This window comes from Clostridium sp. (assembly GCF_016650095.1).
In the GTDB taxonomy this organism is placed as follows: domain Bacteria; phylum Bacillota; class Clostridia; order Clostridiales; family Clostridiaceae; genus Clostridium_AD.
In genome coordinates this window covers 1-21,951 of record NZ_JAENWL010000017.1, presented here as the reverse complement: position 1 = coordinate 21,951, position 21,951 = coordinate 1, and the positions used below count along the sequence as shown (strand labels likewise).

Below are 21,951 nucleotides of genomic sequence, written 5' to 3'. Positions count from 1 at the left end.
TTTTTATATGGCTTTTTTCTGTTGGAGCATATTGCCAAGTCTTTTATTCCTAAATCTATACCAATGCTTTCACTTGATAATTCTATAGGTTCTTGATCCATCTCAACACCTACTGAAACATACCAATGAATACCATCAAAATCAACTCTCGGATTACTATACTTTAAGTTTGTAGGTATTCCATTGCGTTCCAAAAGCCTTACCTTGCCCAATTTTTCTAATTGAACATGAGTTGCTGTAAATTTGATTTTTACATTATCATGGTAAAAAGAAGGTTTAGATTTTCTTCTGCTCTTAAATCTCGGTCTTTCAACTAACCACTTAAAGAACTTCTTATAAGCTTCGCAGGCATCTTTAACAGCCTGTTTAGCTACATTATTAGATACTGTATTTAGCCATTGGTACTGTTCTGTTTTCTTTAACTGTGTCAATTCTTTTCTCAAATAATTATCAGATATGAATTTGCCATCATTTTTATAATTTACTTCCTGTTTTGCAAGTGTCCAGTTATAAATAAATCTTGCAGTACCAGAACAGTGAAATAATTTAGAGTTTTGCTTATTGTTCGGCTCTAGTCTAACTTTAATTGATGTAATCATAATTTCACCTCATTTCTAATAATATTATATCCCGTAGATACGTTATAATATTGAGGGAGGTGTTAATATGAGAAAGAAGTTTACTACAAATCTTGATGAAGATGTTATAAAACGTATAAAACATCAATCAATAATCGAAGATACTGACGTTAGCAAAACAATCTAAAAATTACTCATTAAGTATCTTGAAGAGTCTACTGAAAAGTAGGTTTTTATAATTTCTTATAACTTATTTTCAACAGTTAACAACCTCCTTATTATATCTAATAAGAAGTTTAACCAAAATGGGAAGAAAATATTTATAATAGAAGTTTTAATAGCATTTCATGAAAGAAGTAATTTATTTTTAAATTTAGGTGTTTTTAAACTAATGGGTGTGGTATAATAAAAATAATGTAGTAAAATAAACATGTGTGTTCTAGAGAAAATTGAGTTGTTAATAAAAAGTGGGGAAATATTAAAGTTATACATAATTTAAAATCCCTTATAAGGCATAAAAAAAATAGACTGGTATGCTGACTGGTTATTTTTTAAGATGCCTAAATAGAAGAAAGAGGTGTCCTATCATTAAAAACGAAAATAAAACAGAAACTACTAAAGTAGAAACTCCTAAGGTTGAAATTAAATCAAATAAATACCAGACGTTAGAAGATATTACTTTTTTAAAATTAGTTAAAAAAGACGGTAAAACAGTTGATGGTAAAATAGATACTGAAGATTTACAAAAAGTATTAGAAAAAGGTCGTTGGTTTGCAGAATGGAATAAAGATTTTAATAATTTCTTAGCTCAAAATTTAGGTAGCTATTATATTGAAGAAAAAAAATATAGAAGAAAGCAAAGCTTACAGTCATTCATATTAGATGTTCATCCAAAAGCACCTGTAAGGCATATAAATGGAGATACTCTAGACAATAGAAAATGTAACTTAGAAATATATGATCAAAATACAATTAATGATTATGAAGGAATAGATGAAGAAACTGTAGCTATAATATTAAGAGATAGGTACGGCAAAGAGAAATCGAGGACTATAATTGATAAAGAAGACATAAATAGAGTAATCAATAATGGTTACACCTGGGTTTTATATAAAAAACATACAGAACCTTATGCTATTGCTAATACTCCTGAAGGAAAGATTTATTTAAATAGATTGATAATGAGTACAACTGAAGATATGATTACTCATCCAATAAATCTTAATACATTAGACAATAGAAAAGCTAATTTAGAAAATGTTAAATTAGAAGAAGAAAATGTTAAATTAGATGAAAAAACAGAATAGTAATAAGCACATAACAAAAGCAGTATAGAATATTTCTATACTGCTTTTGTTATGTGCTTATCATGGCTATAATATCTATTTGTGAGTAAAGTACCATATAACAAAATGTTATGCAGTATAACATTTGCCTATTATAAAAACCTCTGATATTGTATTATAATTAGTTTATAATTGATACAAAATTAACAAATATGGTTTAATAATTTTAAAGAATATTTTTATAATCGTTAAAAATAATTTTAATGAATTAATGGAGCTGTTTTAGGATTGAGTTTAAAGTGTAATTATAATTTTTCTGTAGGGCTCATAATGCTTAATATTTTTTATTATAGTAGAGTTTAAGAGAAAGGCGGTTTAATAGTGAATAAAAAAACTACATATGAAAAAATGTTAACTATTGGAACAGTACTTATTATATTAGTTATATGGTTTATAGTAACAATACTTGGATGGGTTGATCCCAAGTTAGTGCCATCTCCACAATCAGTATGGACTGCATTAATTGATATTTTGAAAAATGGGTACAAGAATTACTCATTACTACATCATTTAGGTGCAAGTATGCAAAGACTTCTTATTGCTTTCTTTGCAGCGTCGGTACTTGCAGTACCTTTAGGACTTGCGAGTGGTTATAATTCCAAGATCAGAGCGATTCTTGAACCAGTTATAGAATTTTATCGACCACTTCCACCACTTGCTTATTACACACTTTTAGTTTTATGGCTAGGAATTGAAAATGGGTCTAAGATTGTACTTTTATTATTAGCTTGCTTTGCACCAATATACATTTCTTGCGTATCAGCAGTTATGAAAATAAAAGAAGATTATATAAATAGTGCTTATACAATAGGTGCAAATAAGCTGCAAATATTTTTTTATGTGATATTTCCAGCATGCTTACCTGATATATTTATAGGTCTTCGAACGGCTTTAGGTGTTGGTTATACTACGTTGGTATCGGCTGAAATGGTTGCAGCAAGCTCTGGCATAGGTTGGATGGTATTAGATGCAAGTCGTTATTTAAGAAGTGATATTATTTTTTTAGGAATTATTATAATGGGTATAACAGGTATATTATTGGATAAAAGTATACAATATATTGAACATAAGGTTGTTCCGTGGAAAGGGAAAGAATAAAAAGATATAATCGCTTTAAAGCAAGTGAATTAGATATAATACGAAGGAGTGATAATTATGAAACTAAAAAAGATATTAGCGAATGTTATAATGACAACAGTAATAGCAACATTATTTGTAGGATGTGGAACTTCAAAAAATACAGAAAATAAAACAGCTTCATCAGTTGCACCAGAGGTGGTGAATATAGGTACTCAACAAATGCCTAATGACGAGAAAATTGCTATAGCGAAAGGTTTTTTTGAAGAGGAACTTGGAGTAAAAGTTAATATTATTGAATTTAATGCAGGCGATATAAGAAATGCCCTTGTTTCAAAAGACATTGATTTTGCCTTGCTTGGATCATCTTCTGCAACACTTGGAATTGCAAGCGGCATTGATGTAGAAGTGATTTGGATACATGAACTTCTAGGTGATTCAGAGAGATTAGTAGCTAAAAATGGTTCGAACATTAATTCGTTGAAAGATCTTGTAGGGAAGAAAATTGCTACTCCATTTGCGACTACAACACATTATAGCTTATTAAAAGCTTTAGAATTAAATGGTATTTCTGAAAAGGATATAACATTACTTGATATGCAAATGCCTGAAGTATATGCAGCATGGCAAAGAGGAGACATTGATGCAGCTTATGCATGGGAGCCTACACTTTCTAACCTTTTAAAGGACGGTAAAACTATAATATCAAGTAAGGATATGGCTGAAAAAGGTGTTGTTACATCTAATGTGGAGGTTGTTAGACGGGAATTTGCACATAAATATCCAGATATCGTAACTAAATATATAAAGTCTGTAAATAAATCTATTAAACTTTATAATGAAAATCAAGTGGAGGCAGTGAAAACAATTTCAAATGCTTTAGAAATTACACAAGAAGAAGCATTAAAACAGACGCAAGGTTCTATTTGGCTTACCGCTGAGCAGCAATTAGATCCTGCTTATTTTGGAACGAGTGATAAAAAGGGTAAATTAGTGAGCTCATTAAAGGATACAGCAGATTTCCTATACAAACAAAAGAGTATTATGTCTGTACCTAAGTTATCTACTTTTGAAGATGCTGTAAATCCATCATATATAGAAAATGCTTTAAAATAATCTTTAGCGTTAAATCAAAATAAAAGCCTTAAATCAGTTTGATAAAGGTTAAAGTAATGTAATAGAAATGGGGGATTTCCATGGAAGAAATATCAAAAGATAGAGCAGATTATGTTGTAACATTAAAAAATATAAATTTAAGGTATTCTGGTGAAAAAGGTGAAGTTGTTGCTCTAAAAGATATAAATTTAGATATTGTGGAAGGAGAATTTATATGTGTACTTGGCCCGTCGGGTTGTGGTAAGAGTACCCTGCTCAAAATTCTTGCAGGCTTTCTTAAACCCTCAGAGGGGGAAGCTAAAATGGACAATGAACCTATTACTGGACCAGATTGGCATAAAGGTGTTGTTTTCCAATGTCCTATCTTATATCCATGGTTAAATGTTCAAGATAATGTATCCTTTGGGCTGAAGATGAGAAAGCTACCTAAAGATGAAATTGTGGAAGTAACAAATAAATATTTAGACCTTGTAGGCCTTAAGGGTTCTGAAAAGCATAAGTCCTATGAACTTTCTGGCGGTATGAAGCAAAGAGCATCGCTTGCAAGGGTTTTAGTAAATAATCCTAGGATGATTTTAATGGATGAACCATTTGGAGCATTAGATTCTTTAACAAGGAGAAATATGCAAACATTAATAAGAAAAGTTTGGACTAAAACAGGAAATACAGTTTTCTTAATTACTCATGATGTTGATGAGGCATTAGCACTTGCCACAAGAATTATTATAATGTCAGGTAGTCCTGGTAAGATTCTTAAGGAATATAATACAGATTTCACTTATCAAAATTCAGGAGTAAATCAAAGCAATGTAATATATACAACTAAATATATTAAGATAAGGGAAGAAATCTTGAATATTATAAGTAGCCAAAATGAGGAGTTAAAGTTCTATTAAATTTCATATATAGCAATCTCTTATACTGCATAACAGATTGCTATTACAGAAACTTATAAGATTGTATTATAATTAACACATAGTTTGGTATAAAATTAACAAAAATATAATATCACATGGAGGGGTTAACATGATCAAAAAATATTTAATAGTAGGCGGAGTTGCGGGTGGTGCATCAACGGCAGCGAGACTCCGAAGACTCAGCGAAGAAGATCAAATAATAATGTTTGAAAGAGATTCAGATGTATCTTTCTCAAACTGTTGTCTGCCATACCACTTAAGTGGGGTAGTAGAAGAAGTGGATAGTCTAGTGCTTATGCATCCAGATAAATTTTTAGCGCAATACAATATAGAAGCCAGGATTCATAGTGAAGTTATAGATATAGACAGAGATAAAAAGGAAGTAAGAGTTAAAAACACATTAACTGGAACAGAGTATACAGAAAACTATGATAAGTTAATTTTATCTCCAGGTGCAAAGCCTATACTTCCTCCTATCAAAGGGATTGAAGATGTAAAGGTATTTACAGTAAGAAATGTTGCGGATATAGATAAACTTAACAAATATGTAAAGAAAATGGGAATGACGAATATATCAGTAATAGGTGGAGGGTTTATAGGAGTTGAAGTTGCTGAAAATCTAAAAGAAGCTGGAAATAATGTGACGTTAGTTGAAGCAATGCCACATATCATGAAACCGTTTGACTACGATATGGCTCAAATACTTCACAAGGAAATGCGTGATAAGGGTGTAAACCTAATAGTAGGAGATAAAGTAAGTTCTTTTGAAAAGGATACTGTTGTTTTAGAATCAGGTAAAAAGATAGAAGCCGCGGTGGTAGTTATGGCAATTGGTGTACTTCCAGAAACTTCACTAGCAGTTAAGGCTGGACTTGAAATTGGAGTAACAGGAGCTATAAAAGTAGACCAAAACTATAGAACAAGCGACAACAATATATATGCAGTTGGAGATGCGATTGAAGTATACCATGCACTCGCAGGGATACCTACTAAGTTATCATTAGCGGGTCCTGCTCAAAAACAAGCAAGGCAAGCTGCTGACCATATGCACGGTAGAGTTGTAAGAAATACAGGAGTTATTGGATCATCAGTAGTAAAATGTTTTGATTATAATGCAGCTTCAGTAGGACTAAATGAAGAAATGATAGAAGCTCTTAAATTAAACATTAATTATGAAGTGGCTAAAGTAATTCCAGGAGATAAAGTTGGCATAATGCCTGATTGTGAGCCACTACACTTTAAGCTTATTTTCGAAATTCCAACAGGGAAAGTATTAGGGGCTCAAGCAATTGGAAGAGGAAACGTGGACAAAAGAATGGATGTTGTTGCTACAGCTATTAAATTTGGAGCAACAGTGGATGATTTAAGAGATTTAGAATTATGTTATGCACCACCATTTGGAACTGCTAAAGATGTAGTTAACTTTGCAGGATATGTTGCCACTAACTTATTACATGGTGAATTTAAACAAGTATTTGAAAAAGATGTAAGAGGCTTAGTTGAAAGTAAAGCCTTCATAATAGATGTAAGAGAAAAAAATGAATATGAATTAAGCCACATAATTGGAGCTGTAAATATACCACTTAGTGAAATAAGACAAAGAGTAAATGAAATACCAAAAGATCAACCAGTATACTTACATTGCAGAAGTGCACAAAGAAGCTACAATGCAGCAAGGGCACTTCAAAATATAGGATATACAAACATTTATAATATCGCTGGTGGGTTTATGGGAATATCATTCTATGAATCATTTAATGATGAAACAACTGGAAGGGAAAAAATAGTTACTGACTACAACTTCCTATAATATATAATTTTATGTGAATCTGGCTGTTTGCAGCTCCTAAGGAGATGATTTAATACAGCTGGATTCACATAAAAGTTTAATGAAAATAAATAAAGAAAGGAAATGAGATATGAAGAATACAGGGGGAAATACTGGGTTAAATACTAATACTAAAGTAGTAAACACAAAAGTAGTTACTAATAAAACACAATACTTTGTTGGATTTGCAATTATAATAGCTATGGTCATTTTTACTATATCGTTATCAGCAAATAATCCTAAGTTAGGGCTATTTTTGATTACTGGACTTGCAATCGGGTATATAATGCAAAGATCAAGATTAGGATTTGCAGGCGGTATAAAAAGAATATATGTAACAGGAGATTCATCTTTAACAAAAGCATTAATGTATATGCTTGCTATATCAATAATAATAACAGCAGCAATACATTATGGAGCATTTGCGCATGGAGCTGAGGTAGCATTTAGAGCAGTAGGAGGGGCAGAGAGAATTCCAGGAACTCAATTTGTTAAACCAATTAACATTCTAACTGTGCTAGGTGGAATATTATTTGGTATTGGTATGATGCTAGGCGGGGGATGTGCTTCTGGAACACTTACGGACGCAGGTGAAGGAGAAGGAAGAGCTTTAATAACATTGTTTTTTTTCATAACAGGAGCCCTGTGGGGAGAATATGCTATGGGGTGGCTTAAAGATACTGTGTTTTTCACTTGGGGTAAAAAAATTTACTTGCCAGATTCTTTTGGTTATATGGGAGCTATAATAATTTCATTATTAGGATGTTTAGCAGTTTATGTTTTTGCTAAATGGTATGAAAATAAGAGAAAGAAAGCAAATACTTTTATTTTACCAGAATATTCAGAATGGGAAAAAGAATTGCCAGAAGCTGTGGAATACAAGTTTTTTAGTAAAGAAACATATCACAAGTTTTTTGTAAAAAGATGGTCTTTATATACTGGAGCAGTGCTTTTAGCAGCTATGTTTGAAGTAATATTACTTACAACTGGTAGTAGTTGGGGAGTAACTACTGCTTTTGTAAATTGGGGAGCTTGGATATATGGATCATTAGGTCTAGTAGATGTTTCAACGTGGGAATCTTTTTCTTCGCATATGGAGGCTATTAATGGAGGATTCATGAATGACCCAGATTCCATGAGAAACCTAGGAATAATAATAGGAGCTGTAATATCTCCATTGCTCGCAGGACATTTCTCATTTAAGAAACAATTTAAATTAAAAGATGCTGCTTTCTACGCAATTGGTGGATTATTAATGGGATATGGTGCAAGAATTGCAATGGGATGTAACATTGGAGCATTCTATTCAGCTGTAGCTAATTTTTCATTATCAGGTTGGGTATTCATGCTTGCTTTAGTTTTAGGTGGAGTAATAGGAGTTAATTTAATTAAGAAATTTAACATTGCAACGTAACTTTTCCTGAAATTCCTATAGATAAATAAGAAAATGCTGTGGATAATTAAGGATCCACAGCATTTTGATGTTGGGTAGACAATAAGCGATTTTTAAAGTGTTTTTTTACATAAAGAATTTTATAAGTAGTTTACTACCAACGATTGCACCCAACATTAAAAATACACCAAATACCCATCCGGAAAGTGATAGTGACGCAAGCCCACTATAGAAAGCACCTATATTACAACCTAAGCCTATCCTTGCACCATAGCCCATTAGAAGTCCACCTAAGGAAGCGGCAACTAGTTGTTTTTTAGATTTGATTCTTTTTATCTTAAATTGGGATGCAAGAAGGGTGGCGAGTAAAGCACCAAATATTATTGCTAAATTTCTAATTGAACTAGGATCATTAAGGAACCCAGCATTTAGAGTTGCTTTTGCATTGCTATTACTAAAATAGTACCAATTATCAACATTCCCCCCAACTAATCTGTATAACCAGGCACCCCAATTTACGAAAGCAGAGGTTAAGCCTAAAGGTTCACCAGTGGTAGCTAGAGTAACTATCTGGAATAATGATAAAAGTACTGCGCCTACAACGTATGTCCAAGCATTTTTGAACCATTTTTTATAGAATTCATTATTTTTTATATCCAAAGTTATCCCCCTTAAAGTGATTATTCAATAATCTTCATTTTGTTTTTTGCTTTCCCATTTTTTAGCAAGTATATATAAGGTAGCAATTATTAAAAGCTGAATTACTATTGCTCCAAACCAACCAAGTACATCTGGAAGGAATACAGCTTTTCCTTTTGAAATAAAATTAACATACCACCATCCAAAATCATGTGCACCCCATAGTGAACCAACAATGAAAAAGAATAAGGCGAGGATTTGCATTATAAAACCTTCTCCAACTCTCATTAGTGTACCAGAAGCGCAGCCGCCGGCGATTACCATACCTACACCGAATATGAAGGCACCTGCTACAGTTGCTAAACTTATAGGAACTACATAACTTTGTCCGGAAATTTCAAGTCCCCGTACGAAATCACCATATTTAATTGCGGTAAAGCCAATTGAAGTTATAGCTAGTGCTATAAGAACAGCTCTTGTTAACATTGTTCCACCAGTTAAATATGGGTCTCTCATGGAGGCAGTAAAACAAAATCTAGATTTTTGTAGTATAAAGCCAAAGGTAATTCCAGTTAACCAAAATAAACTCAATTTATCTGATATAGTAGATAGAAAAAGACCCAAAACTACTAAAACAATAAATAAACCTATACCAAAGGTGATTTGACTTTTTTGTGGGTTTCTTTTGATATCGCGAGGGGAAGAACTCATTTTTGTATTTATATCATTCATTAAATCAACTCCTTAATTCTATATAAATTTAACAATATAATAATTTAAGTTACCATATAATTAGGACAAGTATATTTAATATAATTATACTATATTAAATAAGTTATAGCATAACATATTTATGATGATTTACATATGGTATAATTGAGTAAAATAAATTTTTTTGGGAAAAATAAAGTGAACAATAAATAACAAGGGGTGTTATTATGCATATAGAATGTTTCCAATATTTTAATGAAGTAGCAGCCTTTAAAAGCATTTCAAAGGTTGCTAACAATTCTCATATTTCACAATCTGCATTAAGTCAACAAATACAAAAGCTAGAGGATAGTTTAGGATATAAACTCTTAGAAAGAAGTAATAGAGGTGTAGAACTTACAGACGAAGGCAAAATTGTTGAAAAATATGGGGAAAATATTATAAGAACCTATAATAAGATGGTAGAAGATTTAAACAATTCATATAAGTCAAATGGTATTATAAGAATAGATTCATGTTACACAATAGCAACCTATGCCTTGCCTTGTACAATGTATAGTATTAAAGAGAAGTATCCACATCATAACTATAAATTAACTACTAATGTCTCTAATGATGTAGAAGAAAATATTTTAAATGATATATGTGATCTCGGATTTATTTATGGTAGACCAAAGGATAATTCTCTGGAATATTATAAAGTTGGTATAGATAGGCTTATGCTAGTTTCTTCGCCAAAGCTTAATAATCCTGAAGAAATTAAGAGTGAAGAACTAATAAAATATTCTATTATTATGTTAGCGGATAAATTAGAAATAGAAGGTAAATTGGAAAAATATCTAAAAACCATAGGACATAGTTTTAAAGAATTAAATATAATGTTAGACCTTGATTCCATAGAGTCTGTTAAATCATTAGTTCTTAATGGTAATTCAATGTCGTTTTTACCTTATATATCCATTAAAAAAGAATTGTATACAAAACAGCTTAAGGAAACCAAAATTAATGGATTGGATATGAAATATGAAGTATACCTTATAAATAAAAAAAGTGTTTGCAAGGACAACATGATAAAAGAATTTATAGAATATTTTAAAAAAATAGGAAAAAATAGCTTTTGTTAGAGTTTCAATAGGATAATTTCCCATACTCCATTCATTACTTCATCAAATTCAAGGGAAAAATTTTTATTTGTAAAATGATTTTTTATTGATTCAGCAACGCAGCTATGGTCAGTTATAATCTTTATTGAAACACCTGATTTTGTCTTTTTTAGTTCCTTTTTTATTTTAAGTATTGGAACTGGACACATATCCCCTAAGCAATCTATTGTATTCATAACATTAACCTCACTTTGCTAACATAATTACTTATATGTATATTTTACCCTAGGAGTAACACAAATATCAACATAAATAAATATAACTTGAGGTTTTATAAAAGAAATATTAACTTTTAAAATATATAAATTTGAGCGGTGATAAATAATGAACATACCTTTTAACAAAATATATTATCAAGGAAAAGAATTATCATATATTAAAGATTCTATGGAAAGAGGGTCTATAAGTGGAGATGGATACTATTCTCAGCTTGTAACCACTTTTTTACAAGAAAAATTTTCTATAAATAAAATATTGATGACTACGTCAGCCACTCATGCATTAGAGATGGCGGCAATTTTAATAGATATAAAACCGGGGGATGAAGTTATAATGCCCTCTTTTACATTCCCATCAACTGCTAATGCAATAATGTTACGTGGTGGGGTGCCTGTATTTGCTGAAATAGAACAAGATACGTTAAACATAGATCCAATAGACATTAAAAGAAAAATTACAGATAGAACAAAAGCCATATTACCGGTTCACTATGGAGGCGTAAGCTGTGATATGGATAAAATTATGAAAATAGCAACAAAAAATAATCTATTTGTTATTGAAGATGCGGCCCAAGCAGTAAATTCAAAGTATAAAAATAGATTTCTTGGAACCATAGGACATATTGGTTGTTATAGTTTCCATAGCACTAAAAATTATGTTAGTGGGGAAGGTGGCGCTATAGCAATAAATTCTAATAATGTTGATTTAATAAAGCGGGCAGAAATCATAAGACAAAAGGGAACTAACAGAGATGAATTTTTACGTGGAGAGGTAGATAAATACAGTTGGGTTGATGTAGGATCAAGCTATGTGCCATCGGATATTTTAATGGCTGTACTGTATGCGCAAGTTCATGATTTAGATGAGATTAAAGAAAAAAGAAAAGCAATAAATGATTATTATAATAAAAGTATTACTGAGTACATAGGAAAAGGAATTATTGAAAAGAGTACATATATTCCAAGTGAATGTGAATCTAATTATCACTTGTTCTATTTGATATTTAAGGACAAAAAAATTAGAGATAATGTAATTTGCATGCTAAGACAAAAAGAAATTTATGCAACCACACATTTCATGCCTTTGCACTCTTCTAAAAAAGGGTTGGAACTTGGATATAATATAGATGATTTCCCTATAACTGAAAAAGTAAGTAATTGTTTGCTTAGATTGCCCATGTATACAGCAATGAGTGTAGAGGAAATAAAATATATTGTAGAGATGTTAGTACAAATTCTAGGGGAGATATAAATATGCAGCAAAGCATAACGGTTGTAGTAGCGGTTTATAATAGTGAAAATTCTATAGATCAACTCCATAAGGTGCTTACAAAAGAGTTAAATAAGTTTTGTAGTCATTATGAAATAATCATGGTTGATGATGGAAGCGTTGATAATAGTTATAGAGAAATGAAAAGGTTACATAATATAGACTCTAGAGTTAAGGTAATTCAGTTAGATGGAAATTTTGGTCAACAAAATGCATTGATGTGTGGATTTCATTATTCAACAGGAGAATATGTAGTTACCATAGATGATGACCTGCAACATCCACCTGAAGAAATTTATAAGTTAAAGAAAAAGATAGATGAGGGATATGATGTAGTATATGCTATTCCTATAATAAAAAAGCATTCAGGTTATAGAAAAATTGGTTCTAAAATGACTGATTATATGTTTAATAAAATATGTTCAAAACCTAAAAATATTAAAGTAAGTAGCTTTAGAATAATAAGAAAAAATATAGTAAAGGAAATAATAAAGGATAACACTTCTTTTGTTTATATTTCAGCAATAACTTTTAAAAATACCAGAAGCATTTCTAATGTAGAGGTTAAACATGATTTACGAAAATATGGGAAGTCCAACTATAATTTTTATAAACTTTTTAAATTATATATTAAATTATATTTGTATTACTCAAACCATAAAATTTTTAAAAAATTTATATCGTCTAAACAACAATTCAAAATTAAAGATAAAAAATTATAAAGGAGAAGTCGCAGCTCCTAAGGAGATGATTAATATGAAATTATTGATACTTGGGGGAGGAAATTGTCAATTTAATGCTATTTTACGCGCAAAACAAATGGGACATACTGTTATAGTTTCAGATTATTATGAGGATGCACCAGGAAAGAAATTTTGCGATTATAGCGAGATAGCTAGTACCTTTAGCATTGACGACAACATAAGTGTAGCAAAGAAATATGATATAGATGGGATTATAACCTTAGGTACGGATCAACCGGTTTACACTGTAGCTAAAGTAACAAAAGAATGTAACCTTCCTAGTTTTCTTAATTTAGATGCAGCAAAAGCAGTTACTAATAAAAAAATTATGAAAAATATATTTAAATTAAATTCTATACCTACAGTTAAGTTTGCCTTTTTAAAAAGTGATTTTAGAGATTGTGAATTAGAACATATGTGTTTTCCTGTTGTAATTAAGCCTTTAGACAGTCAGGGACAAAGAGGTGTATATAAATTAAATTCAATAGTGAAGATTAGAGAATATTTTGAGGATGTGATTAGTTATTCAAGAGAAGAAGAAGCATTAGTTGAAGAATATTATGAAAATGATGAAATTACAGTTAGTGGTTGGGTAGAAAACGATAATACCCATGTACTTACGATAACTGACAGAGTTACCTATGATAATTATCCAAGTATTGGGATTTGCACTGCTCATGATTTTCCATCAAAGCATTTTAAAAATTATGCAAAAGAGATTATAGAGATAACAAAAAATATAGTGAAGTGCTTTAAAATACATAATGGACCTATATATTTTCAAATGCTTATTGGAAAAGAGGGAATAAAAGTTAATGAGATTGCCTGTAGAATAGGCGGTGCTTATGAAGATGAATTTATACCTCATTTAACTGGGATAGATATATTAGATATGGTTATTGATTATTCACTAGGAGAAAACATTGATTATACGAGGCTTAGAGAATATGAAGTATTAAATAACAATAAAAAACTTTCAGTTCAATTACTATTTGCAAAACCAGGTACCATTAAGTCTATAGGAGATTTAGGTATAGTTACAAATTTGCCTGGAGTAATTAATGCTAAAATTAATTTTAAGCCCGGTGACAATATAAAAGAAATTACCAATGCCACTCAGCGAGTTGGATATATGATAATTGAAGGTAATAATCTCAAAGACTTACATCTTAATATAGATAACGCATTTGACAAGATAGCAATATATGATAAAAATAATATTAATATGATTATTAAGTTTTAAATTATTATAAGGATAGGGAGAATGTATATATTATGAAAAGAAATTTTCTTATAAGAAATATAATTATAATAAATTTAGTTATAATTATATTAGCTTTAGTGGGATGTTCATCTAAAAATGACTCTAAAAATAACATTTGTATTGCAGAACAATTTGGGCTTGCATATGCTCCGCTACAAATAATGAAAGAAAATAAAATCTTAGAAAAAAATTATCCTGATGTTAAAATTGAATGGAAACAATTGGCCAATGCTGCGGCCATTCGTGAAGCAATGTTATCAAACCATTTAGACGTTGGATTTATGGCTATTCCACCTTTTTTAATAGGATTAGATAAAGGCATGGAGTGGAAAATAGCTTCTGGATTATCTGAGAGTCCAGTAGCATTAGTTACGAATAAAGAAAATATAAAATCTATAAAAGATTTTTCAGGAAAAGACAGGATTGCACTTCCACAGCCTGGCAGTATACAACATATTTTATTAGCTATGGAGTGTGAAAAAGAATTTGGAGATGCCAAAAAACTAGATAATCTACTTGTGACGTTATCACATCCGGATGGAATGAATGCATTTCTTTCATCAAAAGATGTTACAGCACATTTTACTACCCCTCCATATTTATTTAAAGAATTAGAGCAAAATAATGTTCATCAAATATTAGATGGAAAAGAGGCTATAGGTACTGATTTTACATTTGTTGTAGGTGTAACAACAAATGAATTTCATGATATTAAACCTGAGTTGTATAAGGCTTTAGTAAGTTCAATAAAAGAGTCAATTAATTTTATGAAAAATAATCCTGATAAGTCTGCGGAGATATTGGCGAACATCTATAAACTTCCTAAAGATGAAGTTCTTAAATATATAACTCATAAAGATATGGTATATACAGAGGATGTTAGAGGAGTAAACGAATTTGCAAAATTCATGAAAAAAAATAATTACATTTCAAATGTGTATAGTGATAGAAATAGCACAATGTGGGAAGATGTGAAGTATGAAAAGTAGAGTATTAAACAGTAAAATATTTTACAAACTATTTTGGAGTATTATCTTAATTATTATATGGCAAATCATATATGAAACAGGAAAATTTTCTCCGCTAATTTTTCCTTCTGTTTTCGCTATAGTAAACTCCTTATGTAAGTCTATAGCTAGTGGCGAAATAATATCTGGAACCATATATTCATTAGAGTTAATACTCAAGGGCCTTAGTTTAGGTTTGATTTCGGCTGTTATTTTATCATCGCTTGCAATATTATTTAAACCATTTAGCGGCCTTGTAGATACATTAGTAAGTATTGCGCACCCGCTTCCAGGGATTGCGTTGCTTCCTTTAATTATATTATGGTTTGGGGCAGGTGAAATATCTATTATTTTTATTATTGTTCACTCAGTAGTATGGCCCTTAGCCTTAAATTTACTAACTGGATTTAAATCAATTCCTAAAATATATAAGCAAGTTGGAAATAACTATGGCCTTAATTCTTTTGAAATTATAAGGCACATAATGCTTCCAGCATCCTTACCATATTTTTTAACTGGGATGAGGATATCCTGGGCAAGAGCCTGGAGAGCACTTATAAGTGCAGAAATGATTTTTGGAGCAGCTGGTGGAAAGGGAGGCCTGGGTTGGTTTATTTTTAAAAATAGGGTATTTATGGATACAACTGGCATATTCGCAGGATTAATTGTTATAGTGTTAATTGGAATGATAGTTGAAGATATGATTTTTGATAAGGTAGAAAAAGTGACTATAAAAAAATGGGGAATGACAGTATGATTCTTGAAATGAATAATATAACAAAAAACTTCTTTCAAAACGGTAATAAATTAGAAGTTCACAGCGATATGAGTTTTGGTGTTGTTGAAGGTGAATTTCTATGTATAATTGGACCCTCTGGCTGCGGTAAATCAACGTTATTAAAGGAAATTGCAGGTTTCGAAAAAATAGATTCTGGCGTTATTACTTTGAATGGAAATGAGATTTCAGGTCCGGAAATAAACAGGATTATGGTATTTCAAGATTATGACCAACTTTTTCCTTGGAAAACAGTTCTACAAAATGTAGTTTTTCCTTTGAAAGTAAATAAAATTGGTGATTCTAAAAGGGAAAGAGAAAATGTTGCAAGAAAGTACTTAGATATGGTTAAGTTAAATGATTTCTGTGATTATTTTCCTCATCAGCTTTCGGGTGGAATGAAACAAAGAGTAGCTCTTATTCGCGCTCTTGTTATAAAACCTAAAATATTACTCATGGATGAACCTTTTGGGAGTGTGGATGCGGAGACTAGAGATGAGCTTCAACAAATGCTTTTAGACCTGTGGAGGAGCATTAATGTAACTATAATTTTTGTAACTCATGATATTCATGAAGCTATTTTACTTTCAAATCGTATTCTAGTAATGGGCACGGGGCCAGATAATATCAAAAGGATAATTAAAAATAATATACCTTTTCCAAGGAAAGATAAACACCAAGAAATTTTCGATATGCATGAAAAATTAAATGAATTAATGAAAGTAAACTACTAATCGTCATTAACGATTATGATTAGTAGTTTACTTTATATATTTTTATAGTCCAATCTTTTTCATCTATGTATCTAGCTATTCGCATGCCATAAGTTTTATCATTAAATTTGTCAACTAATGTACAATTAGTTTCAAAAAAGTTTTTCATGTCTTTATAATAACTAAGATTACCATATAAGGAATCCCATTTAGGGCTTTCACTATAAATAACATCCATTTCTTCAGGATAAATGATGAATTTAATATTATATTTGTATATATATTCTTTAAAGTTCAAATCATTTTCTTTCAAAAATGCTAAATTTCTATAGTCATGTAATTTACCATTATCAAAATAAAATTCGGAGTTTAAATTAGATAGAACCACATCATTCTTTTTCACTGTTTTTGAAATATTACTCAGATAATTGGTGTAATCGCAACTAATATATGGGTATATATTAGTGATTGTACTTATCGCAATGAATAAAGATAACATCGCAGTAGCAATATATTTATAAGGTTTTAATAAATTTTCTAGTAAAAATATAATAAGAATATAAAAAAGAGGAAACTGAAAAATAATGCTTGTTTGATTATACCTACCAATTATTATAATCCCTATATTTAAAAATGTAATTGCTAAAAGTATGCTTATCATCGTTTGTCTTTTTATTTTGTCTTTTGTAACAAACAACTTTAATATAGTGATTATGAAAGAAGATATAAAAATAAAGAATTGCAATTTAATTTTAGGGGTATAATATGTGCCACTTATTCCATAATAAAGTTTTTCATAAAAATATTCGAACTCATTTAGCTTATCAAAAAAAGAATATTGTACGTTGAATTGTTTTCCATAGTTAAAGTAATTATGAAAAAAATTAGGATCAAAGGATAAACTTAATAGTATGATTACTCCACAAAAAACTGAAAGTGTAAGGCAATAAGTGATAAGATTGGTCCATTTAAGCCGATTAGTAAATAACACGTGATACAAGTAAATAGATACAAATGGTAGTGCTATTATAAAACTATTAGGGTGTACACCTATACTTATACCAATAATACATCCTAGAACTAAATCTTGTTTAATGCTATGATTATTAATGTTTTTATAAAATAAATATAATCCATAAATGAAAAGAAATAAAATAACAATTTCTTGCCTGGCAAAATGAGAAGTATATATAAACTGAACATCTATTGCTAAAAAGATTGACGCTATAATAGATTTTTTTTCAGAATTAAAAATTTTATTGCATAGCTTGTAAAAATAATATAATGTTAAACAACCGAAAAGTAAGGAAATCAATCTAACACTAAATATATTATAGCCGAGCATCTTAATAAATATAATTTGAATACTATGAAAGATTATTTTTATTGCATGAGGATTACGTATGTATAAATCAAAAAATGTCTCTGTCGATGAGAAATCTCCAGTCTCCAGAATATTTCTTGATAGGCCACTAAGCCAAGATTCATCAGAATGAATGAAGGGAAAGTTGGTCAAAAAACTGAGATTCAAAAGGAAATATAGTAATAATAATATATATATTTTTTTATTCTCAACAAATATTTTTTTTGTATATTCCAAAATATTTTCACCTCAAAATAAGAAACGATTTTTAATTTACATACAGTGTTTATAAATTATAACATACGTTGGAGTAAGATTATAAATTAAGTGTATACTATTAATTGCATACCCAATAATTGCATACAATATTAAAAACTATTATATCAAACTCCAAAATATATAAAGTATAATAGAGATGTTATGTATAATATTTAACGAACTTTTAAAATGATTTTATATTTTACATTTTATTATTTATTTATCTGTGAGAATTTATGTAGATAAAAAATAACGGGGGGAAAGACAATGAAATTTATATCGAGAGTATTATCAATAGCAATGATTTTATCATTAGTGATTTTAACAGTGGGATGTGGAATTAGTAGTTCGGGGAAGGATATTATTTCTGCAAAACAGGCTCTAGACTTATTAAAGAGTGATAACGTAGTAATAGTTGCTGCTCAAACACCGGACACAGCTGTATATGATAAAGAGCATGTGAAGGATTCTGTAAAAATTGACCTTAGCGATATTGTTATTAATATACCAGTTGTTAATATGTTAGCACCAAAAGAGCAAATAGAAAAAGTAATGGGAGAGTTGGGAATTTCAAGTAACACAACAGTGCTTTTATATGATACAAACAATAACATGGATGCTGCCAGAGTGTGGTGGACTTTGAAGGTTTATGGTCATGAAAATGTTAAAGTAGTAAGCGGTGGTTTTGAAGCACTTAAAAAAATCGGCGCAGAAATTACTTCTGAAGTGCCAGAGATTAAGACGACAGAGTATGTGGCTAAAGATAAAAATAATGATATGATTGCTGGAATAGATGAAGTAAAAGCTCAAGCTACAAGCCCAGACAAGAATACCATATTACTTGATACACGCTCACAAAAAGAATATGCTGAGGGAACAATTCCAGGGTCAGTGCTTTTAGAGTATATTAATAATGATTATAGTGATGGAACTTATAAGCCAGTTGAGGTTATAAAAATACAATATATAGAGAATAACATAAAATCTAAAAATGATATAATAATGTATTGTAAAACATCAATCAGAGGAGCTCAAACATATTTGGCATTATATAATGCTGGATATAGGAATCTTAAATTATATGATGGAGCTTGGGCAGAGTGGTCATCAAAGGGCGCATTACCCGTTCAAAAAACTGATAAAAATGCACCAGCACCAGCACCAGCGGAAACAGGAGCACAAGATGCATCATAAAAATAATTAAAATAATTAATAGTTAGATACTGAAGAAGTGTCTAACTATTTTTTTTATCATAAAACGTATACATATAACTTTTTCTAATACAGTATAACTAATTCTCGTAAACGAAGTCTATATTTTATTGATATAATTAAATTGTTAATAAAATAACATATCAAACAAATAGGGGGAAAAAAACATGAAAAGAAATAAGATTTTAACAAGTTTATTAGCTTTAACAATTGCTGTAGCATTGGTGGGTTGTGGAAGTAGTGTTAATAACGCAAAGAGTGATACTAAAGATGCTCCTAAAACAGAAACTTCTACTGATGCCGTAGTGAAAGATGTGGTAGCAGATGCAGCCAATGGCTACTTTGCAAATATGCCTGAGGATAATTATAAAATTTCTGAAAAAACTTTTGTTGAAAAAGTAAAAGCAGATGAGGATATGTTTATTCTAGATATAAGACAACCAGATGTATATGCGAAGGGGCATATTAAAGGTGCTGTAAATGCCCCATGGGGAACAGCAATAAGTGATAATTTAGATAAATTACCAAAGGAAAAAACAATAATGGTTTACTGTTACACTGGACAAACAGCAGGACAGACAGTTGTATTATTGAATATGGCAGGATTTAATGCAAGATCAGTAAATTTAGGATGGGATTTAGGGATATCTAAAGTTGATGGAGTAAAAGATGTTACCGAAACTAAGGCAAATGATTTTGCTAAAGTTGAATCTTTAGAAATAAAACCTAAAATTAAAACTGCTATAGAAGATTACTTTAAAGGGTTAGATGCAGTTAAAGATACAAATTTTAAAAATTATAAAATCAGTGAAGATAATGCTAAAAAATTAGTAGATTCAAAAGATGATAGTATAGTAGTTCTTTCTGTAAGAAGTGCAGAAGATTATGCAAAAGGACATATTGCAGGAGCAACAAATATTGCTTGGGGAAAAGGAATGCAAGAAAATTTCAGTGCATTACCAAAAGATAAGAAAATTATAGTTTATTGTTATACTGGTCAAACAGCAGGGCAAACAGTTGCTGGTCTAAAAATGTTAGGATATGATGCAGTATCACTAAATGGTGGTATGGGTACAGCATCAAATGCTCCATCTGGATGGGCTAATAAAGGATTTGCTGTAGAAAAATAATATTAATAAAAACCTCTAATATATAATATTTTATATGTTAGAGGTTTTTTATGTTCATTATGTTATTCACTTGAGTTGTTAGAAATTTTAATTTGAAATTGATTTGTTTTTCCCATAATATAAGCTAGCTTAATTATAGATTTTTCCTCTTCAGTCATTTCTCTTTTAAACATTTTTTCGAATTGCTTCATTAAGTTAGAAAAATCGATTTTGTAATTTTGAGCATCAGGTCTGCTTGATCTAGTGAGTTTATGAGGATTATATTCGTTAGTTTTAATCTCACTGTTATAAATTTTTTTAAAAACTTCTGCGGTATAGTATGCATCATTAAGTGCATCATGGAACTCACTTTCAATAGGTACACCTAGTAACTTAGCCGCATTACCTAGACCAATATTAATTCCTTTTTTGCAATTAAGATGTTTAGACGTAAGCGACTGAATGTTGATGAATTCAGTGGGAACAGGTGATTTATCTAACTCATAATATTCTATATTTCTAAAAAATTCTTTTATATCGGAAGTTCCCCATACACACAGTACATTTCTATCAGCTTTGATGAATTCTAGAAAATCTTTATACATTTCTTTGAAGGATTTGCCATTATCAAGCTTTTCCATTGTAATTCCAGTAAGTTCTTTTACAAAGGGATTAAGTGTAGTATATATTTCTGGTTTTACTAAGACATCTAGAGTTCCAATTGTCTCAAAATTGTCGCTTAGCTTTACTGCGCCTATCTGAATTATTTCAAAAGGACATTTAGGATTTATTATATTTTTAGTTTCTTTAGTAAAATTGTAGTTTTGGTTAAACTCTAAATCAAATACTATATAATTCATTTAAGTACCTCTAAAATCATTTTATATTTTTTGGTATATACCAATATAGTATATCATTTACGAAGGTAAAAAACACCTTCACTATTTCAACATGTTTAACAAAAAATTGAACAATGTATATAAAGTAGTCTATACTATATATAGTATGGGTTTAGATTTTAGAGAAGTTTATACATATGTAACTAATGGTATTATTCATAGCGGAATAATTACGCATAGAAGAAATAAAAAAACTGAGTAAGAAATAATTAATTACTTAACATAAGAAAGGAAGTTTTTATATATGGGAAAAACATTAGTTTTAGCAGAAAAACCCTCCGTTGGGAAAGAACTTGCAAAAGTATTAAATTGCAGTCAAGGCGGAAATGGGTATTTAATGGGACAAAAGTAT

The 21,951-nt window shown here is 30.1% G+C and carries 19 protein-coding genes and 2 pseudogenes; 15 read left to right on the top strand and 6 right to left on the bottom strand.

Features of this window, described 5'->3' with window-relative positions:
* A partial coding sequence (locus JJE11_RS02390; RefSeq protein WP_291632649.1) for a transposase occupies positions 1 to 599 on the bottom strand: 599 nt, incomplete at its 3' end.
* A gap of 512 nt (positions 600 to 1,111) precedes the next feature.
* Here JJE11_RS02390 and JJE11_RS02385 point away from each other — a divergent pair.
* From JJE11_RS02385 to JJE11_RS02360, 6 genes are all read left to right on the top strand, one after another.
* Positions 1,112 to 1,885 carry a hypothetical protein gene (locus JJE11_RS02385; RefSeq protein ID WP_291632648.1) on the top strand — a complete coding sequence of 258 codons (774 nt, stop codon included), beginning with the start codon at positions 1,112 to 1,114 and terminating at the stop codon, positions 1,883 to 1,885.
* A gap of 387 nt (positions 1,886 to 2,272) precedes the next feature.
* A complete protein-coding gene (locus JJE11_RS02380; protein WP_291632650.1) occupies positions 2,273 to 3,022 on the top strand; it encodes an ABC transporter permease in 750 nt (249 codons plus the stop codon).
* Between the two features lie 57 nt (positions 3,023 to 3,079).
* Positions 3,080 to 4,117 (top strand): glycine betaine ABC transporter substrate-binding protein, encoded by a 1,038-nt coding sequence (locus JJE11_RS02375; RefSeq protein WP_291632647.1) that lies wholly within the window; start codon positions 3,080 to 3,082, stop codon positions 4,115 to 4,117.
* An 80-nt stretch (positions 4,118 to 4,197) separates the two neighbouring features.
* Positions 4,198 to 5,013, top strand: coding sequence for an ABC transporter ATP-binding protein (locus JJE11_RS02370; RefSeq protein ID WP_291632646.1), 816 nt, complete (start codon positions 4,198 to 4,200; stop codon positions 5,011 to 5,013).
* 130 nt (positions 5,014 to 5,143) lie between these two features.
* On the top strand, positions 5,144 to 6,844 hold the full coding sequence (locus JJE11_RS02365; RefSeq protein WP_291632645.1) for an FAD-dependent oxidoreductase: 1,701 nt from the start codon (positions 5,144 to 5,146) through the stop codon (positions 6,842 to 6,844).
* Between the two features lie 220 nt (positions 6,845 to 7,064).
* Positions 7,065 to 8,276 carry a YeeE/YedE family protein gene (locus JJE11_RS02360; RefSeq protein ID WP_366927902.1) on the top strand — a complete coding sequence of 404 codons (1,212 nt, stop codon included), beginning with the start codon at positions 7,065 to 7,067 and terminating at the stop codon, positions 8,274 to 8,276.
* Between the two features lie 105 nt (positions 8,277 to 8,381).
* Here JJE11_RS02360 and JJE11_RS02355 read toward each other — a convergent pair.
* A pseudogene (locus JJE11_RS02355) lies at positions 8,382 to 9,605 on the bottom strand (YeeE/YedE family protein).
* A 227-nt stretch (positions 9,606 to 9,832) separates the two neighbouring features.
* On the opposite strand from JJE11_RS02355, the gene JJE11_RS02350 reads away from it, so the two are divergent.
* Positions 9,833 to 10,729, top strand: a complete 897-nt coding sequence (locus JJE11_RS02350; RefSeq protein WP_291632643.1) for a LysR family transcriptional regulator — start codon at positions 9,833 to 9,835, stop codon at positions 10,727 to 10,729.
* Here the strand turns inward: JJE11_RS02350 and JJE11_RS02345 are convergent.
* On the bottom strand, positions 10,726 to 10,944 hold the full coding sequence (locus JJE11_RS02345; protein WP_291632642.1) for a sulfurtransferase TusA family protein: 219 nt from the start codon (positions 10,942 to 10,944) through the stop codon (positions 10,726 to 10,728). The two genes, JJE11_RS02350 and JJE11_RS02345, sit on opposite strands and share 4 nt — an antisense overlap.
* Positions 10,945 to 11,092: 148 nt before the next feature.
* On the opposite strand from JJE11_RS02345, the gene rffA reads away from it, so the two are divergent.
* From rffA to JJE11_RS02315, 6 genes are read left to right on the top strand one after another with little or no spacing between them, the layout of a single operon-like run.
* Positions 11,093 to 12,238 (top strand): dTDP-4-amino-4,6-dideoxygalactose transaminase, encoded by a 1,146-nt coding sequence (gene rffA, locus JJE11_RS02340; protein WP_291632641.1) that lies wholly within the window; start codon positions 11,093 to 11,095, stop codon positions 12,236 to 12,238.
* A 2-nt stretch (positions 12,239 to 12,240) separates the two neighbouring features.
* A complete protein-coding gene (locus JJE11_RS02335; protein WP_291632640.1) occupies positions 12,241 to 12,978 on the top strand; it encodes a glycosyltransferase family 2 protein in 738 nt (245 codons plus the stop codon).
* Between the two features lie 34 nt (positions 12,979 to 13,012).
* A complete protein-coding gene (locus tag JJE11_RS02330) occupies positions 13,013 to 14,242 on the top strand; it encodes an ATP-grasp domain-containing protein (RefSeq protein ID WP_291632639.1) in 1,230 nt (409 codons plus the stop codon).
* Positions 14,243 to 14,274: 32 nt separating this feature from the next.
* The gene (locus JJE11_RS02325; protein WP_291632638.1) at positions 14,275 to 15,252 is read left to right on the top strand and encodes an ABC transporter substrate-binding protein; all 978 of its coding nucleotides are present in this window, start codon (positions 14,275 to 14,277) and stop codon (positions 15,250 to 15,252) included.
* Positions 15,242 to 16,027, top strand: a complete 786-nt coding sequence (locus JJE11_RS02320; RefSeq protein WP_291632637.1) for an ABC transporter permease — start codon at positions 15,242 to 15,244, stop codon at positions 16,025 to 16,027. Before JJE11_RS02325 ends, JJE11_RS02320 begins: the two co-directional genes overlap by 11 nt.
* Positions 16,024 to 16,779, top strand: coding sequence for an ABC transporter ATP-binding protein (locus tag JJE11_RS02315; RefSeq protein WP_291632636.1), 756 nt, complete (start codon positions 16,024 to 16,026; stop codon positions 16,777 to 16,779). The genes JJE11_RS02320 and JJE11_RS02315 overlap by 4 nt, the downstream gene beginning before the upstream one ends.
* A 19-nt stretch (positions 16,780 to 16,798) precedes the next feature.
* Here JJE11_RS02315 and JJE11_RS02310 read toward each other — a convergent pair whose 3' ends face one another.
* Both JJE11_RS02310 and JJE11_RS02305 read right to left on the bottom strand, forming a co-directional pair.
* Positions 16,799 to 17,161 (bottom strand): hypothetical protein, encoded by a 363-nt coding sequence (locus tag JJE11_RS02310; RefSeq protein ID WP_291632651.1) that lies wholly within the window; start codon positions 17,159 to 17,161, stop codon positions 16,799 to 16,801.
* 516 nt (positions 17,162 to 17,677) lie between these two features.
* Positions 17,678 to 18,274, bottom strand: a pseudogene (locus JJE11_RS02305) (glycosyltransferase family 39 protein); the annotation flags it as partial.
* Between the two features lie 372 nt (positions 18,275 to 18,646).
* Between JJE11_RS02305 and JJE11_RS02300 the strand changes: the two are divergent.
* Positions 18,647 to 19,573 carry a sulfurtransferase gene (locus tag JJE11_RS02300; RefSeq protein ID WP_291632635.1) on the top strand — a complete coding sequence of 309 codons (927 nt, stop codon included), beginning with the start codon at positions 18,647 to 18,649 and terminating at the stop codon, positions 19,571 to 19,573.
* A gap of 185 nt (positions 19,574 to 19,758) precedes the next feature.
* Positions 19,759 to 20,721, top strand: a complete 963-nt coding sequence (locus JJE11_RS02295; RefSeq protein ID WP_291632634.1) for a rhodanese-like domain-containing protein — start codon at positions 19,759 to 19,761, stop codon at positions 20,719 to 20,721.
* Between the two features lie 62 nt (positions 20,722 to 20,783).
* On the opposite strand, the gene JJE11_RS02290 is transcribed toward JJE11_RS02295, so the two are convergent.
* Complete coding sequence (locus JJE11_RS02290) at positions 20,784 to 21,560, bottom strand: 3'-5' exonuclease (RefSeq protein ID WP_291632633.1); 777 nt, start codon at positions 21,558 to 21,560, stop codon at positions 20,784 to 20,786.
* Positions 21,561 to 21,951 lie beyond the last annotated feature (391 nt).